The sequence below is a fragment of the Vicinamibacterales bacterium genome, from assembly GCA_036504215.1.
Lineage (GTDB): Bacteria > Acidobacteriota > Vicinamibacteria > Vicinamibacterales > Fen-181 > FEN-299.
In genome coordinates this window covers 268,190-282,965 of the sequence record DASXVO010000054.1, presented here as the reverse complement: position 1 = coordinate 282,965, position 14,776 = coordinate 268,190, and the positions used below count along the sequence as shown (strand labels likewise).

The window sequence follows — 14,776 nt, the reverse complement described above, 5'->3', positions numbered from 1 at the left end:
CACGGCGCTCGCCGTAGTCCCGGCGGTCGTCCTCGCGTTCCAAGGTTGGGCTCTCGAAGATCAGCGTCGCGAACTCGAAGTCGAATCCGCGCTCACGCAGGTTGCGCGAACTCTTGCGCTGGTCCCAACTGAAACGCACGGGTCAAGTATACGTGTGTATATACGACCAGGCAAGTATCGACGCAGCCTGGCAAGGCCTTGCGCCCGGCGCCGGCCGGGGCCATCATGAGCCGGCGCGGGTGAAGGCCGACGTTGGGCCGACAATCAGATCGGCGCCTTGTCGATGAATTCATTACCGTGGTAATGTCGGGCATATGGTTATCGCACGATCACGGGTTACGGCTCAGGGCCAGGTGTCGGTACCGGCAGCGGTGCGTCGAAAGCTGGGAATCGGACCGGGCTCCCTGCTGGAATGGAACGAAGAGGGAAACGCGGTCGTAGTCCGTCGGTCCGGGCGGTATACGTCCCTGGAGATCCACCGGGCGGTATTCGGGCACGAAGACGTGCAGCCACGCTCGGTCGCCGAGTTGAAGGCAGGCATTCGGAAGCACGTCCGGGAACGCCATGCGCGCGGTTGATACGAATGTCCTCGTCCGGCTCCTCACGCGCGACGACGAGAAGCAGGCGGCCGTGGCCGATGCGTTCGTGCAATCTGGCGCCTGGGTGTCGACCCTGGCACTGGCCGAGGCCACCTGGGTGCTCGGGGCCGTCTACGACCGCGATGCGGCACAGGTCGCCCGGGCGGTCGAAATGCTCTTGCACCACCAGTGCCTGACGCTGCAGGAGCCAGAGGCGGTGGCGGCGGCCCTTGAGACGTTTCGGCGGCGACCCGCACTCGGGTTTTCCGACTGTCTGCTCGTGGAGCTTGCGCGCCGAGCCGGCCATCTGCCCCTCGGCACGTTCGATCGGGACCTGGGCAAGGTGGACGGGGCGGAGAAACTGTAGAACTGCGGCCCAACAACGGCCTGCACCCGACGGCGGCCTGCGCGATCGAGCGCCGCCGCGGGTGAACCGCCGACGTTCGCCGAGATCAGGTAGCCCCAAATCAAAGACAATCGCGTGAGAACCCGATTGACAGAACGACCCTGGTAGCGTACGTTATGACGTACCTTCAAGGGGAACCCCAATGACGACGATCACGGCGACCGAGGCGAGACGGCGATTGTACAACCTCCTGGAGGACGTCGCTGACTCGCACGAACCCATCCAGATCTCCGGAAAGCGGCACTCCGCGGTCTTGGTGTCGGAAGGCGACTGGCGAGCCATCCAGGAAACGCTCTACCTCGAGGCCATCCCCGGCATGAGAGCGTCGATCCGCAAGGGATTGAAGACGCCCGTGACGAAATGCGCCAAGGACCTCGACTGGTGACTTGGAAACTGGTGTACACCTCGCAGGCGAGGAAGGACGCCAGGAAGCTCGCGTCGGCCGGCCTCAAGTCGAAAGCCGAGCGGTTGCTGGCTGTGCTGGCGGAGAACCCGTACCAGACGCCGCCACGCTTCGAGAAGCTCGTGGGGGACCTCGCGGGCGCATGTTCCCGCAGAATCAACATCCAGCACCGACTGGTGTATCAGGTCCTGGACGCGATCAAGACCGTCAAGATCATTCGGATGTGGACACACTACGATTAGCGCGGCGAACAGCGGCTTCCAGGCGACTCGCCAGTGCTCGCGCCTGAAGCCGGGCGTTCGGCGGACACCCAGCGACGATTACTCGGCTGAAGCGCCGGACTTGCGAAGGAGGTTCCAGAAGCCGCGTGGGTCGACGACTGGGAGCGGCAGGGTGTCTGCCACGTCGAGCAAATCCCGGTCGCCGGTAACAAGGACATCGGCATGTCCGGCCAGAGCGGATGCAACGATCCATCGGTCATCGGGATCGCGGACGTTGATCGAACCGGCGCGGGTGGGCTTGGGCACAACTTCGTGGTCGCGCAGCAGTTCCTCGATGTCCCCGATGAGCGCGGCCGGGAGGCGGAACTTGTTCCTGAGGACGCGTCGCAGTTCGTCGAGAACCATCTCGCCGACGAGTAGCTCGTGTTCAACCATCACGTGCCGCAGGACGTCGGCGCACAGGCCACGCGTGGCAAAGGCGCTGGCCAGCACGTTCGTGCCGATGAAGACTCTCACGAAACGGCCTTCACCACGTCCTCATCGGTCAGGTAGCCGCGGGCTTCGGCGAACGGGAGCACGCGCCGGCGCAGTGTTTCGAACCGCAGGAGCTGCAGCTGTCGACGCAGGGCGTCCCGCACGAGGTCACTGCGAGTGCGGCCGGTCTCTCGGCACAAGCGGTCGAGCAGGCGCTCGAGGTCTGGCTCCAGGCGAATGGTCAAGGCATTCTTCATCGTCATACAATGTACTACAGACCGTGCCGCCTAACAGGCGCATGCACCCGACGGCCGCCGCCGCTACCGCACCGCGACCGCGGGTGATGCGCGCGCGTCAGGCGACTTTTGAAACCCGACCGACGACGATCTGGACCCTAACGCCGGCATGCCCCAGCATGGCCACCAACGTATCGATACTGAATCGGTCGATCTTACCCCGGACGAGATCGCTCACCCTCGGTTGGGTTACGCCGAACAGGGTCGCAGCCTGCGCTTGGGTCAGCTTCCGGGCCTCGATCAATTTGCTGAGGCGAATCATCAGGTCGCTACGGATCTTGAGGTTCTCGGATTCCTCGCGCGAAAAGCCAAGGTCACGAAAGACGTTACCGCTTGAACGTCGAATCTTGATCGTCATGGGGTCTCCCTATTGCGCATGCGACGCGCAAGAAGCTCAGCCAACCGCTTCCTCGCCAAGGCAATCTCCCCTTGCGGCGTCTGGCGCGTCCGCTTCTCGAAGGCGTGGAGCACGTAGATCGCCTCCTCGCATTTCGCGACGTAGAAGACGCGGTGCTCGAGTCTGGTGTGAACACGAATCTCGTACGTGCCGAGACCCACCGTGGCCATCGGCCTCCAATCGGTCGGCATCAGGTCCTGCTGGACACGGCCCAACTGGTAACCAACGTCGCGGCGAGCATCGTCCGGAAATGCGCGCACGTCGTCAAGCGAGGCTCCGAGCCAACACAGCGGCTTCTCGGCCATCGGTGGATTATATACCTATTTATATAACACAACAAGTTGCCTGACCACGCGGTTGCACCCGACGACGGCCTGCGCGATCGAGCGCCGCCGCGGGTGAACCGCCGACGTTAGGCGGACCGAGACCGGACGATTGCGACGTCAATCACGACCGAGACAAGGATGACGGTTCGGAATCTATCAGCCTCAGCGGCACTTGACGAACTGCAAAGGACTCGCATCCTGGGCAATGCGCTGGTCGAGGGTTCGTTGTCATTGCGGCCGCTGTGCGAGGCGGATGCCCTGCAGGGGCCGGTGCGCATTGTCGGCTGCGTTGTGGACCAGCTCGACGGAGCCTGTATCGAGTTTGCGGGTCCCGTGCTTCTTGAAGGCAATCACATCAGGCGGGTGGAGTTCTTCGCGACCTACTTCCTAGCCGGCCTGACGATGCGCGGTTGCGTATTCGAAGACACCGTGGACTTTCAGTGCGGAGGACACAACCGAAACGGATCAGCCATCATCCTTGAAGGCTGCACCTTTCGGGGATTCGTGAACTTCTACGACTGCTGGTTTGAAGGACCGTTCGCTGCCAGACGTTGCGACTTCCAGGCCGGCACGAACTTACGTGGCAACCGGGGCAAGCCCTTTCAAGTACAGTTCGACGTGACTCCCGAAGTCGCGGAGGTTACTGGGACGATCGACGCCAACGGAGAAGGAACCGCATAACATCGGCTTGCAGCCGACGGCGGCGTGGGCCAGCTTGGCCGCCGCGGCTGAAGCTGATCCAGGTGGGCTCGAGCGTAGACGGCTCCGAGCAGTGCTGCCGACGACGTTCGCTATTCGATCCTGCCGATCTTGATTGGTGATGGGATCCCATTCTTCGAGAAGCTCGACAGAGAGATCGCCCTCCATCTGGCGGAGGTCAACGCCTACAAGAGCGGCATGGTGGAGCTTCGTTACGAGGTGCGAGGACATCGCGGCGAGTCACGGAACGTTACCTGGCACGCGTAGCCGGATTCCTCTCGACGGTCGACTGAAGACGAGGTCGTCGAACGGCGAGATCGCGGGGCGGCTGGCCCCGGGGTTCGGCAGGCACCGTGGCGAGACCGCCGGAAGGAACAGTGAACCGAAGAGGAAGCGAGTGACGCAGAAACGACGCGACGACGAACTCCCGGCCGCGACAGAGAAGCTCGGGTGGCGCTACCACCATCTCGGGATACCCCACACCACGCCCCGTCCAGACGAGCGACACCTGGCCGGCCTGGGGCTGTACGTCTGCGGCTTCGACTCCAGCCCATACGGCGTCGAGTGGATGCGGTTCGAGCCACATTGCCAGGTGCCGGAGGTCGTCAGGATGGTGCCCCACATTGCCTTCGCCGTCGACGATCTCGACGAGGCGCTGAAGGGCAAGAACGTCCTGATCGCTCTCAACGCGCCATCCGGTGGCGTTCGCGTGGCCTTCATCCTCGACGATGGCGCGCCTGTCGAGCTCCTGGAGTTCGAGAAGAAGTGACTGGCTCGGGAAGAGAGGCGTAGCGCTGAGGGAGGCGAATCGAATGGCTGTTCGAGTCGTACGGCTGGGAGCTCCGAGAACGCCGGGCGAGGGACTGCGTGTGGGGACGGTGCGGCGGCCACCGCGCGGCGTGCCCAAGGCCGAGCACGCGTCCCGCGACTTCTACGATGTGTGGCTTCCGGATCTGGCGCCTTCGGAGAGCCTGGTCAAGCAAGCCCTCCATGCCGCCGACGACCGGGCGTGGCACCGCTTCGTGAAGCGATACCGGGCTGAAATGAAGCGCCCTGAAGCCACGCGGCTGCTCGTACTCCTGGCCGCGCTCTCCCACCAGACCGACCTCTCGGTCGGCTGCTACTGTGCCGACGAGGCGCGCTGCCACCGTTCTGTGCTGAGGGGGCTCCTGCTCGAACGCGGGGCGAACCTCGCCTGACGACGGGCAAGCCGGTCGGAACGACGTCACGCCGAACGAAGCGGTGAAGCCGCCGCGGGGCAGGTGGTTCCATCGTGGGCGTGCGCCGCCGCCCGTGCGACAATGGCGACTGGAGGCCGCTGCTTGCGACGCCTGGTTGCGCTCGCTGTCGTCTCGATCCTGGTTGGGGCGTGGAGCGCCCCACGTGCGCCTCAGTGGTTCCGCGTCCAGTCGCGGCACTTCATCGTGTCGGGCGACGCGAGACAGGACGAGGTCCGTGAGGTCGCCTTCCTCCTCGAGATGTTCCGCGACGTCTTCGCGCGCGTGCTCCCCGGCGCGCGTGACCGCTCCCTCCTGCCGCCGTTCGTCGTGGTCTTCGGCAGCGACCGATCGTTCGAACCCTACAAGCCGACCCTCAACGGCAAGCCCGCCCCGGTCGGCGGTTACGTCGTGCGCGAGCCCCAGATCCCGTGCATGGCGCTCCGGCTCGATCGCGGCGGCGAATCGTACCGCACCATCTTCCACGAGTACGCCCACGTGCTGTTCGACGGCCCTCGCATCCCGCTGTGGCTGAGGGAAGGCGTGGCCGAATACTACAGCACGACCTTGCTCAACCACGACCGCCGACGCGTGCTGCTCGGCGCACCCGTTGCGCCGCACGTCGCCCGCCTGTCCCGGGATTTCCTCCCGCTGCCCGAACTCCTGTCGATCACCCGGAACGCCAAGATCTGGAACGACGAGAAGGGCCGCACGTTCTACGCGGAGTCGTGGGCGATGGTGCACTACCTGATTCGCGGATCAGCCGCGCACGGTGCCCAGATACCCCTCTTCGTGCAGCGGCTCGCCGAGGGACGCGACGAGCGCGAAGCGTTCGAGGAGACGATTGGCGCTCCGCAGGCGGTCGAGCGCGACCTGCTGCGGTACATTCGCGGCGGGATGCGCAGTCCCGATGAAGTCCTGCTCCCGGACCAGGTCCTGGTGGACATTCCTCCGACGCGGAGGATGCTGCCGGCCGAAGTCGAAGCCACGTTCGGCCGCCTGCAGTTCCAGTTGCAGCGCGACGACGAGGCGCTCGCGCATCTCGAGGCGGCCCTGCGGCTCGAGCCAACGCTCGCGGAGGCCCAGACGATTCTGGGCCTGCTCCGGATGAGGCAAGGCCGGCCGGGCGACGCAATCGGACCGTTCAAGGCAGTCCTGGCCGGCAGCCCTCCGAACCTGCTCGTGGCGCACAACTACGCGGTGGTGATCCTGGACACGTACGATCCGGGACGGCCGGCACAGGTGGAAGCGGCGTACGCGGCGCTGGCGCCGCTGATTGGGCCCGACGCTGCGGCGGAGCCGATGGCCGTGCTGGGCGCCCTGGCTTCCCGCCTGGGGCGCCTCGACGAAGCCGAGCGGTTGCTCCGACGGGCGCTCGAACGCTCTCCGGCCAGGCGCCCGACGTTGCTGGAACTGGCGGACGTCTACATGAAGCTCGGCAGGCTCGATGAGGCCCGCAGGCTTCGGGAGGAGGCGGGCCCCGATCGCTGAGACGAGACCGTCTCGGTGTCGAAACTCCCGTCTCCATCCCTGTGTCTCACGCGCACCCGCTCGTGCTGCCGCAGTTGGCGCACTTGTAGCAGCTGCCGCTGCGCACCATGATCGCCCCGCACGTCGAGCACGGAGGCGCATCTTCCTGGTTCTGAATCGTGCCGAACAGCGACGCCCTGCGGTCGGCCTCGATACCGAGCGGCGGCAGCGTCAACTGCTCCGCGGTGTCGGCCGGGTGGTCGGCCATCGACGTGCTGTCACGGCCATTGACGCCCGCCCAGTACTGCGCCTCGGCCGACAGGAACTTGGTCGCCAGCCATCGGAACACGTAGTCCACGATCGACTTGGCGATCCGCACCTGCGGGTTCTTCGTCATCCCGGCCGGCTCGAACCGCACGTGGCTGAACTTGTCCACCAGCACCTGCAGCGGCACGCCGTACTGCAGGGCGTAAGAGACGGCCTGCGCGAAGGCGTCGGCGAAGCCCGAAATCGTCGACCCTTCCTTGGCCATGACGAGGAAGATCTCGCCCGGCATCCCGTCGTCGTAGAGACCGACGGTGATGTAGCCCTCGTGACCGGCAATCTCGAACTTGTGAGTGATCGCGTGGCGCTCGTCCGACAGCTTCCGCCGAATCGGCTGGGCCACGGCCTGGGCCGCCACCTTCGCCTCGGTGACCTTGTCCCGCGAGGTGTTGAGCGGCTGCGTCCGCTTGCTGCCGTCGCGGTAGATCGCGATGGCCTTCACGCCCAGGCGCCACGATTCGATATAGGCCTGCGTGATTTCGTCGACCGTCGCGTCCTTCGGTACGTTGACGGTCTTGGAGATCGCGCCCGAGATGAACGGCTGGGCGGCCCCCATCATCCGGATGTGGCCCATGTAGTGGATCGACCGCGAACCGCTCGCCGGCTTGAACGCGCAGTCGAACACCGCCAGGTCCTTCTCCTTCAGGTGCGGCGCGCCCTCGATCGTCTCCATCTCGTTCACGTAGTCGACGATCGCCTTGATCTGGGCTTCGGTGTACCCCAGGCGCGCAAGGCCGGCCGGGATCGTCTGGTTGACGATCTTCATCAGGCCGCCGTCCACCAACTTCTTGTACTTCACCAGCGCGATGTCCGGCTCGATCCCGGTGGTATCGCAGTCCATCATGAAACCGATGGTGCCGGTCGGCGCGAGCACCGTCGTCTGTGCGTTGCGGTAACCCGCTTCCTCGCCAAGTTCCACCGCATCGTCCCAGGCCTGGGTGGCCGCCGCGAACAGGTCCTCGGGCACCAGGCCGGCGTTCACGTCCTTGAGCGCGTCGCGATGCTTCCGCATGACGCGGAGGAACGGCTCGCGGTTCGCCGCGTAGCCGCGGAAGGGTCCGCCGTGGTCGCGAGCGATGCGCGCCGACTGTGCGTAGGCCTCGCCGGTCATCAGCGCGGTAATCGCGGCCGCGCAGTGCCGGCCGGCCTCGCTGTCGTACGGCAGTCCGCGCGACATCAGGAGCGCGCCGAGGTTGGCGTAGCCGAGCCCCAGCGGGCGGTACTCGTGGCTGTTCTTCTCGATGGCCTTGGTGGGGTAGCTCGCGTTGTCGACCAGGATCTCCTGCGCGATGATGAGCGTGTCCACCGCCGCCCGGAAGGCCTCCACCTCGAACTCGCCGTGCCCGTCCACGAACTTCATCAGGTTGATCGACGCGAGGTTGCACGCCGAGTCGTCCAGGAACATGTACTCGGAGCACGGGTTCGACGCGTTGATCCGGGCCGTCCCGGGGCACGTGTGCCACTCGTTGATCGTCGTGTCGAACTGCATCCCCGGGTCGCCGCACACGTACGTGGCCTCGGCAATCTTCTGCATGAGGTTGCGCGCCTTGTACGTGTCCATCGGGCGGCCGTCGGTGACGGCCTTGGTCTGCCACGTTCCGTCGTCGAGCACCGCGCGCATGAAGTCGTCGGGCACGCGGACGCTGTTGTTCGAGTTCTGGAAGTACACCGACGCGTAGGCCGGTCCGTTGAACGACCCGTCGTACCCCGCGTCGATCAGCGCCCACGCCTTCTTCTCTTCATCGACCTTGCACGTGATGAAGTCGACGACGTCCGGGTGCTCGGCGTTGAGGATGACCATCTTCGCCGCGCGGCGCGTCTTGCCGCCCGACTTGATGACCCCCGCGAACGCGTCGTAGCCTTTCATGAACGACACCGGGCCCGACGCCGTGCCGCCGCCGGCGAGCGATTCGCGCGACGAGCGGAGCGACGACAGGTTGGTGCCCGTCCCCGAGCCGAACTTGAACAGCATCCCCTCGGTCTTGGCGAGCGTCAGGATCGAGTCCAGGGTGTCCTGGACCGAGTTGATGAAGCACGCGGAACACTGCGGCTGCTTCTCAATGCCGCAGTTGAACCAGACGGGGCTGTTGAAGGCGGCCTTCTGGTAGACGAGCAGGTGCTTGAGATCATCGCGGAACCCCACCAGACTCGCCTCGTCTGCGAAGTAGCCGTCCGCGCGGGCCCAGTCGACGATCGTCTCGACGACGCGGCCGATCAGTTGCCGCACGCTCGATTCCCGGAACTCATCCGCCTTCGGCTTGAGCGGTCCGCGGAAGTACTTCGAGACGACGATGTTGGTGGCCTGCTGCGACCAGAACGATGGCACCTCGACATCGCACTGCTCGAAGACCACATCGCCTTTGTCGTTGGCGATGAGAGCCGTACGCCGATCCCAGCTGATTTCGTCGAAGGGATCCCGTCCCGAGAGCGCGAAGAACCGGGAGAACGGCAGCCCGGAGGCTCGAGCGTCACCCGACCGCGCCGGGTGTGCGGCATCCTGCGTCCGTTTCTCGATGACCTGCTGCGAGGCTGGGGCCACGTCGTGGGTCACGCCTCTCTGCATACCGTCCCTCCGCAATCACGGCCGTGTCCGCGCCCCTCAGACACCCGCCGTCAACGTCTTTCAATCGACACCGCTGGCCTCTGGGGGACCAGCCGACGCGTCGAACACCTGTGAATCGACCCCTGCGTGCCTGCCGTCCTGGGCCACCCTGCGCCGAGAGCGGCCGCGGGGTCCAGACCGACCGACGTGAGCACCGCGGGTAGCTGGGAACTGCCCGATTGACCGGCCACGTCAGACGGTCAATATGAGCGACACGTTGTCGTTTGTCAAGCCACGATCTACAAGATATTGTGCCCCTCTTTTAGGGCAGTCGCAAGACCTTGCGTAAACCCGAGGAATTCGGCAGGTTCGGCTTCTCGCCCAAATTCTCTCGATTTTGGGCCGGGCTAGCGCCCGAGGAGGACGCCGGCCAGCCCGGCAGCTTTCTCCGCCAGATTCTTGGCGAATACCAGATTCTTGTCCTTCAACGCCTGGTCGGCCTGTTCGATGAAGCGCTTGGCGGTGTCGTACTGCGACTTGCCGTCGGCGTTGAGTCCGCCGTAGTTCACGCGACCGAGGTCCTTGGCGGCCTGCGAGAGTTGCTCACGAATCTGTCGCTCGATCTCGCTCGGCGCGGCGGGCAACGCCGGCTGCAGCGTGGCGGTCGGAACCGGCGGCACGGGTGCTGGCTTCGCGGCATCCGCGGGTGGAGCGGGTGGCGGCTCGATTCTTCGCTCCTGGCGTTGCGACTCGACGCGCGCGGGCGTCTGGCGCCCTCGGATCGGCTTGGCGGGGCGGGGTTCGGGCTCAGCCGGCGGCGACTGCGGTGGTGGTTCAGGCTCAACTGGGATGATCACGCGCGGCGGAGGGGCCGGCACGTCGAGCCCAGGCGCCACGGGCTCGGTCTTCGCCTTGGCCCTTGCGCAGGCACCGGACGCCAGCGCCACGACGGTGAGTGTCACCAGAAGTCGTCGCACAATCCCATTATCCTACCGAAACGCCGTGGCCGAAAGGCACAACGCGGCCGAACCACGTTATGCCGTTGGGAAGACGAGGCTGAACGTCGTGCCGTGCCCTTCGGTCGACCGCACTTCGACCTCGCCGTCGTGCAACTGCACGGTCCGATAGACCATCGACAAACCGATCCCGCTCCCCTTCTCGCGCGTCGTGAAGTAGAGATCGAAAATCCGGCTGAGGTGCTCGGGCTTGATGCCGATGCCCGTGTCCTCGAAGTCGATCTGCAGCCGGCCCGGTCCGGCCGTTACAGCGGCGATTCGAAGGGTTCCGCCGTGGGGCATGGCCTGGCACGCGTTGAGCGCCAGATTGAGGAATGCCTGCCGCAGCATCGTCGGGTCGCCGCTGATGTCCGGCGCGTGATCGAACCCGTCCGTCGTGACCGTCACCCCCGCGCTGGCGCACTGCGGCCCCACGACCCGCACGACGTCGTCGACGAGTGTGCTGAGCTGGATCGTCTGCAGCTTCAGATCCTCGGACCGCGTGAACTTCAGGAAACCCTGCATCACCTGGTCGAGACGCTGGATCTCACCGCCGATGATCTTCACGTGATCGAGCGCGCGGCCCAGCTCGCCCGGTGTGTCGTCCACGGCGACCATCGAGGCGCTGGCGGGTGCGTCCTCGCTGTCAAACCCTGCGGTTGCGGCGACCGGCACGCGCCGTGCCCGGCCGATCGCCGTCACCAGCTTCTGCTTCAGCAGCTCGAGGTGGATGGTCATCGCGTTCAGCGGGTTCTTCACTTCGTGCGCCACGCCCGCAGACAGGCGGCCGAGCGCGACCAGCTTGCGGGAGTAGTTGAGCATCGACTGCACGCGTCCGAGTGCCAGCACGTCGCGGACGACGAGCATCACGCCGACGAGGTGCTGGTCGCGATCCTTGATGGCGTGCGCGGTCACCAGCCGCTCGTTCGGGCTGGTCGCCGCGCCCGGCTGGTCACCCGTGCCGGGAATCGCCGCGGAGAGCGGCCCGCGCGACTGCCCTTCGTCGATCGTCGCCCGAACGAGTTCCCGGTAGGGATGGCCGGCCGGGAGCAGGTCGTCGATCGGCTGGCCGAACGGATCGCTCGGCAACGCCACCCGTATCGCAGGGTTCGCGAAGAGCAGTTCCCCAGCCGGGTTGAAGATCGCGACCTCGTCCTCCATGTGCTCGACGGCCGACTGGAGGCTTGCCTTCTGGTCCGCGAGCTGGGACCGATCCACGGACAGCTGCTGGCTGACGGTATTGAAGAAGCTGCCGAGTTCGCCGAACTCGTCCTGCTGCGGCAGGTCGAGACGCACGCCGAACTCGCCGCGCCCGAGGCGGGTCAGACCGCTGCGGATGACGTGAATCGGCCGCAGCATGAGCTGCGCGAGCGACGCCGACACGCCGACGGCGATCAGCAGCGCCACGAGCGCCGTGGCGACCATCGGCTTGAGTGCTTCGGTCAATTCCCTGCGCACGAGAAGCGTGGAGACACCAATCCGGATCGATCCGAACTTCGCGCCGCCGAGCAGAAGCGGCTGCCGGACTTCGAGCGTCTGTCCTTCAGAGGAGTAGATCGTGAGCAACTGGGGCAGGCCGCGCCTGTCGATCAACGCGCCGAGTTCGCCGGCCGGCTGGAGCCTCTTGCCCTCGCGGCTCGGATCCCACGCCGCGACGGCTACGCCATCGACGTTGCAGATGGCGGCGTAGGTCACGTTCTTGGAGTAGGCGCTCGACTCGAGGATGGCGCGCAGACCGGCGTCGGTTCTGAGCGCGGTGTAGGGGTCTGCCTGGCCGGGGACGATCTCGCGTGCGCGTTGGAAGATCGCGTTGGCCAGCAGATCCCCGCGTGCGCTGCTCTCGCGCAGCAGTACGCGCGCCAGCAGCGTGACGTGGACGAGGCTCAGCGTGACGACCGCGAGGCCGACAATCAGGGAAACCCCGGCGATCTGCTTCGCCTTGATGCCTAGGTGCACCCTATTTCCTGAGCTTCAGCCGATTCAGCTTGTTGTGCAGCGTCTTCAGACTGATCCCGAGGATCTCCGCGGCGCGGGTCTTGTTGTCGCGCGTGTGCTCGAGCGTCATCTGGATCAAGCGCCGCTCGGCCTCTTCGACGGTCGTCCCCGGGGAGAGCGACAGCGCGGGCTTCACCGTCTCCCCAACCTGCACCAGCGCGTTCGGCAGGTGACGCGCCTCGATGAACTGGCCGTCGGCGAGGATCGTCGCCCGTTCGATCACGTTCCGCAACTCGCGGACGTTGCCGGGCCAGTGGTACCCCTCGAGGATCCGCATCGCCTCGTGGTTCAGCGCCGCAATCGACTTGCCGTTGCGCGCGTTGAACTCCGCGAGAAACGACTGGGTCAGCAGCGCCAGGTCCTCCTTGCGATCGCGGAGCGTCGGCAGCGTGATCGCGAAGACGTTCAGCCGGTAGAACAGGTCCTCGCGCAGCTTGCCGTTGCGCACCGCCTCGACCGGATCCTGGTTGGTCGCCGCGATGACCCGCACGTCCACCTTCTGCTCCTGGCGGCCGCCCAGCCGCCGGAACGTCCGCTCCTGCAGGACGCGCAGCAGCTTGACCTGCGTCGCGGGCGTCATCTCGGCAATCTCGTCGAGGAACAGCGTGCCGTGATCGGCCAGCTCGAAGCAGCCCTGGCGCCGCTCGGAGGCCCCCGTGAACGCACCCTTCTCGTGACCGAAGATCTCGCTCTCGAGCAGCGTCTCCGGAATGGCCGCGCAGTTCAGCGCGATGAACGGCCCGCCCGCCCGGGCACTCAGCAGGTGGACCGTCTGCGCGACCAGTTCCTTGCCGGTTCCCGATTCACCATTGATCAACACCGACGCCGACGTGGGCGCCGCCTGCTCGACGACCCGGTAGACCTTCCGCATGCCCGGACTGCTGCCGATCATCCGCCCGAACGATCCCTGCTCGCGCAGTTGACGCCGCAGCGCTTTCACCTCGCGCATGGTCTCCTGGCGCTCGACCACCTTCTGCAGGAGGATCTGGAGCCGCTGCGGATCGACGGGCTTGGTCAGGTAGTCGTAGGCCCCGTCCTTGATCGCCTCGACGGCCGATTCGACCGAACCCTGCGCGGTCAGGATCACCACGCTGATGTCCACGTCGTGCTCGCGCAGCGACTTCAGCAGGGCGTGCCCGTCCATTCGCGGCATCACCAGATCCGTGACGACGATGCCGGGACGGAAGCTCGTGATCTTCTGCAGGGCCTCTGCACCGTCCTCGGCGCTGTCGGCCAGGAACCCCCACGTCCGAACCAGCTCGGTCAGGCCGAGACGCGTCGCCGGGTCGTCCTCCACGATCAGCACGCGTTCGACAACGGGCGGCTGGTCGTCGAGGTCAACAGGCTCGTTCGAGACGGAATCCAGCAAGGACATGAATCTCCCGCATCTACTCGTCGGCTTGTGTTCAAGTCTACTAGGTAATTCTTACACGGTCCAACTCAGCCGAAGGCCGCCGTGGCGACAACCCTGCTACCACTCGAGCTGGCGCGACGGAGAAGATCGTCAGTTCTGCTCAGGACACGGGGCGTACGGCCGCCACGCTGCCGGCTCTTCGATTCCAGCCTGTCGGATCGAACACCTGGGCGTATGCGAGAACTGAGCCGGTCGCCGCGGGTGCCCGCTGAGGCGAGCGTGGTAGAGTCAGGGAATGGACCCCGACACGCCGGTGCCGGAATCTGCGTCGTTCGACCCGGGTGGGGGCGAGCCAACCACCTTGCCGGATCTCCCATGCTGGCGGCTTCGGATCGCGGCGCTCATCGAGGTCCTGGCCTGCTCCGGATTCCCCACCCAGGTGGCGATCGGCGGCCTGCTGGCCCTGTTCGGCGTGATGCCGTTCGATGCGCGCGGTCATCTCTCGCCGGGCTATGTCTTCACGCTGTCACTGCTCGATGCGGCCGCGCTCGTCGCGCTGTGCGGGTGGTTCCTGCACCTCCACGGCGAGCGCCTCTCGGAGGTCGCGCTCGGCCGCCGTCCGCTCGCGCTCGAAGCGCTGATCGGCGTCCTCCACGTCCCGCTGGTCTTCTTCATCGTGATTGTCGTGTTCCTCGGCGTGCAGCGCTTCGTGCCGACGCTTCACGACGTGACGAAGAACCCGTTTCAGGGGCTGATCGGGAATGCTGCCCAGGCGGCGTTGTTCGCGGTCGTGGCCGTGGTGGGTGGAGGCGTTCGCGAGGAGGTGCAGCGGGCGTTCATCCTGCACCGGTTCCGCCAGTATCTCGGGGGCGGAGCGCTCGGACTGATCGTGTCGAGCGTGGCGTTCGGCCTGGGGCATCTCATCCAGGGCAGCGACGCGGCGCTGGCCACGGCCGTCCTCGGAGCGTTCTGGGGCTACGTGTACTTGCGGCGGGGCAGCATCGGATCGACCGTCGTGAGCCATTCGGGCTTCAACGCGGCAGAGATCCTCCGCTACACGCTCTACGGAGCGTAGCGCG

16 protein-coding genes are annotated in these 14,776 nt (G+C 66.0%); 8 read left to right on the top strand and 8 right to left on the bottom strand.

The features are described 5' to 3' along the window. Window positions 1-564 precede the first annotated feature (564 nt). The 3 genes from VGK32_16095 (at window position 565) to VGK32_16085 (ending at window position 1,629) form a co-directional block, all read left to right on the top strand. A complete protein-coding gene (locus VGK32_16095) occupies window positions 565-945 on the top strand; it encodes a type II toxin-antitoxin system VapC family toxin (protein HEY3383294.1) in 381 nt (126 codons plus the stop codon). A gap of 181 nt (window positions 946-1,126) precedes the next feature. Continuing rightward, window positions 1,127-1,369 (top strand): type II toxin-antitoxin system Phd/YefM family antitoxin, encoded by a 243-nt coding sequence (locus tag VGK32_16090; protein HEY3383293.1) that lies wholly within the window; start codon window positions 1,127-1,129, stop codon window positions 1,367-1,369. Next, a complete protein-coding gene (locus VGK32_16085) occupies window positions 1,366-1,629 on the top strand; it encodes a Txe/YoeB family addiction module toxin (protein HEY3383292.1) in 264 nt (87 codons plus the stop codon). Before VGK32_16090 ends, VGK32_16085 begins: the two co-directional genes overlap by 4 nt. Window positions 1,630-1,707: 78 nt before the next feature. On the opposite strand, the gene VGK32_16080 is transcribed toward VGK32_16085, so the two are convergent. From VGK32_16080 to VGK32_16065, 4 genes are all read right to left on the bottom strand, one after another. Continuing rightward, complete coding sequence (locus tag VGK32_16080; protein HEY3383291.1) at window positions 1,708-2,124, bottom strand: putative toxin-antitoxin system toxin component, PIN family; 417 nt, start codon at window positions 2,122-2,124, stop codon at window positions 1,708-1,710. Continuing rightward, a complete protein-coding gene (locus tag VGK32_16075; protein HEY3383290.1) occupies window positions 2,121-2,345 on the bottom strand; it encodes a ribbon-helix-helix protein, CopG family in 225 nt (74 codons plus the stop codon). The genes VGK32_16080 and VGK32_16075 overlap by 4 nt, the downstream gene beginning before the upstream one ends. Before the next feature lie 91 nt (window positions 2,346-2,436). Next, entirely contained in the window at window positions 2,437-2,736 is a 300-nt protein-coding gene (locus tag VGK32_16070) for a helix-turn-helix transcriptional regulator (protein HEY3383289.1), read from the bottom strand. Further along, on the bottom strand, window positions 2,733-3,080 hold the full coding sequence (locus VGK32_16065; protein ID HEY3383288.1) for a type II toxin-antitoxin system RelE/ParE family toxin: 348 nt from the start codon (window positions 3,078-3,080) through the stop codon (window positions 2,733-2,735). Before VGK32_16065 ends, VGK32_16070 begins: the two co-directional genes overlap by 4 nt. 159 nt (window positions 3,081-3,239) lie before the next feature. Between VGK32_16065 and VGK32_16060 the strand changes: the two genes are divergently transcribed. The 4 genes from VGK32_16060 to VGK32_16045 all read left to right on the top strand — a co-directional run bounded on the left by VGK32_16060 (window position 3,240) and on the right by VGK32_16045 (window position 6,508). Further along, window positions 3,240-3,782, top strand: coding sequence for a hypothetical protein (locus VGK32_16060; protein ID HEY3383287.1), 543 nt, complete (start codon window positions 3,240-3,242; stop codon window positions 3,780-3,782). A gap of 415 nt (window positions 3,783-4,197) precedes the next feature. Beyond that, window positions 4,198-4,569, top strand: coding sequence for a hypothetical protein (locus VGK32_16055; GenBank protein HEY3383286.1), 372 nt, complete (start codon window positions 4,198-4,200; stop codon window positions 4,567-4,569). 43 nt (window positions 4,570-4,612) lie between these two features. Next, complete coding sequence (locus VGK32_16050; GenBank protein HEY3383285.1) at window positions 4,613-4,999, top strand: DUF488 family protein; 387 nt, start codon at window positions 4,613-4,615, stop codon at window positions 4,997-4,999. A gap of 123 nt (window positions 5,000-5,122) precedes the next feature. Then, on the top strand, window positions 5,123-6,508 hold the full coding sequence (locus VGK32_16045; GenBank protein HEY3383284.1) for a tetratricopeptide repeat protein: 1,386 nt from the start codon (window positions 5,123-5,125) through the stop codon (window positions 6,506-6,508). A gap of 46 nt (window positions 6,509-6,554) precedes the next feature. Here the strand turns inward: VGK32_16045 and VGK32_16040 are convergent, their stop codons facing one another. The 4 genes from VGK32_16040 to VGK32_16025 all read right to left on the bottom strand — a co-directional run bounded on the left by VGK32_16040 (window position 6,555) and on the right by VGK32_16025 (window position 13,718). Further along, entirely contained in the window at window positions 6,555-9,374 is a 2,820-nt protein-coding gene (locus tag VGK32_16040) for a vitamin B12-dependent ribonucleotide reductase (protein HEY3383283.1), read from the bottom strand. 386 nt (window positions 9,375-9,760) lie between these two features. After that, complete coding sequence (locus tag VGK32_16035) at window positions 9,761-10,330, bottom strand: hypothetical protein (GenBank protein HEY3383282.1); 570 nt, start codon at window positions 10,328-10,330, stop codon at window positions 9,761-9,763. Between the two features lie 57 nt (window positions 10,331-10,387). After that, window positions 10,388-12,304, bottom strand: coding sequence for an ATP-binding protein (locus VGK32_16030; GenBank protein HEY3383281.1), 1,917 nt, complete (start codon window positions 12,302-12,304; stop codon window positions 10,388-10,390). A 1-nt stretch (window position 12,305) separates the two neighbouring features. Further along, a complete protein-coding gene (locus tag VGK32_16025) occupies window positions 12,306-13,718 on the bottom strand; it encodes a sigma-54 dependent transcriptional regulator (protein HEY3383280.1) in 1,413 nt (470 codons plus the stop codon). A 274-nt stretch (window positions 13,719-13,992) separates the two neighbouring features. Between VGK32_16025 and VGK32_16020 the strand changes: the two genes are divergently transcribed. Then, the gene (locus VGK32_16020) at window positions 13,993-14,772 is read left to right on the top strand and encodes a CPBP family intramembrane glutamic endopeptidase (protein ID HEY3383279.1); all 780 of its coding nucleotides are present in this window, start codon (window positions 13,993-13,995) and stop codon (window positions 14,770-14,772) included. The last annotated feature ends 4 nt before the right edge of the window (window positions 14,773-14,776 follow it).

Excerpts from the sequence above, each read along its gene's own strand:
- VGK32_16020 (HEY3383279.1), top strand. The coding sequence starts at position 13,993 with ATGGACCCCGACACGCCGGTGCCGGAATCTGCGTCGTTCGACCCGGGT.
- VGK32_16095 (HEY3383294.1), top strand. The coding sequence starts at position 565 with ATGCGCGCGGTTGATACGAATGTCCTCGTCCGGCTCCTCACGCGCGAC.
- VGK32_16040 (HEY3383283.1), bottom strand. The coding sequence starts at position 9,374 with ATGCAGAGAGGCGTGACCCACGACGTGGCCCCAGCCTCGCAGCAGGTC.
- VGK32_16025 (HEY3383280.1), bottom strand. The coding sequence starts at position 13,718 with ATGTCCTTGCTGGATTCCGTCTCGAACGAGCCTGTTGACCTCGACGAC.
- VGK32_16060 (HEY3383287.1), top strand. The coding sequence starts at position 3,240 with ATGACGGTTCGGAATCTATCAGCCTCAGCGGCACTTGACGAACTGCAA.
- VGK32_16090 (HEY3383293.1), top strand. The coding sequence starts at position 1,127 with ATGACGACGATCACGGCGACCGAGGCGAGACGGCGATTGTACAACCTC.
- VGK32_16075 (HEY3383290.1), bottom strand. The coding sequence starts at position 2,345 with ATGACGATGAAGAATGCCTTGACCATTCGCCTGGAGCCAGACCTCGAG.
- VGK32_16065 (HEY3383288.1), bottom strand. The coding sequence starts at position 3,080 with ATGGCCGAGAAGCCGCTGTGTTGGCTCGGAGCCTCGCTTGACGACGTG.
- VGK32_16050 (HEY3383285.1), top strand. The coding sequence starts at position 4,613 with ATGGCTGTTCGAGTCGTACGGCTGGGAGCTCCGAGAACGCCGGGCGAG.
- VGK32_16070 (HEY3383289.1), bottom strand. The coding sequence starts at position 2,736 with ATGACGATCAAGATTCGACGTTCAAGCGGTAACGTCTTTCGTGACCTT.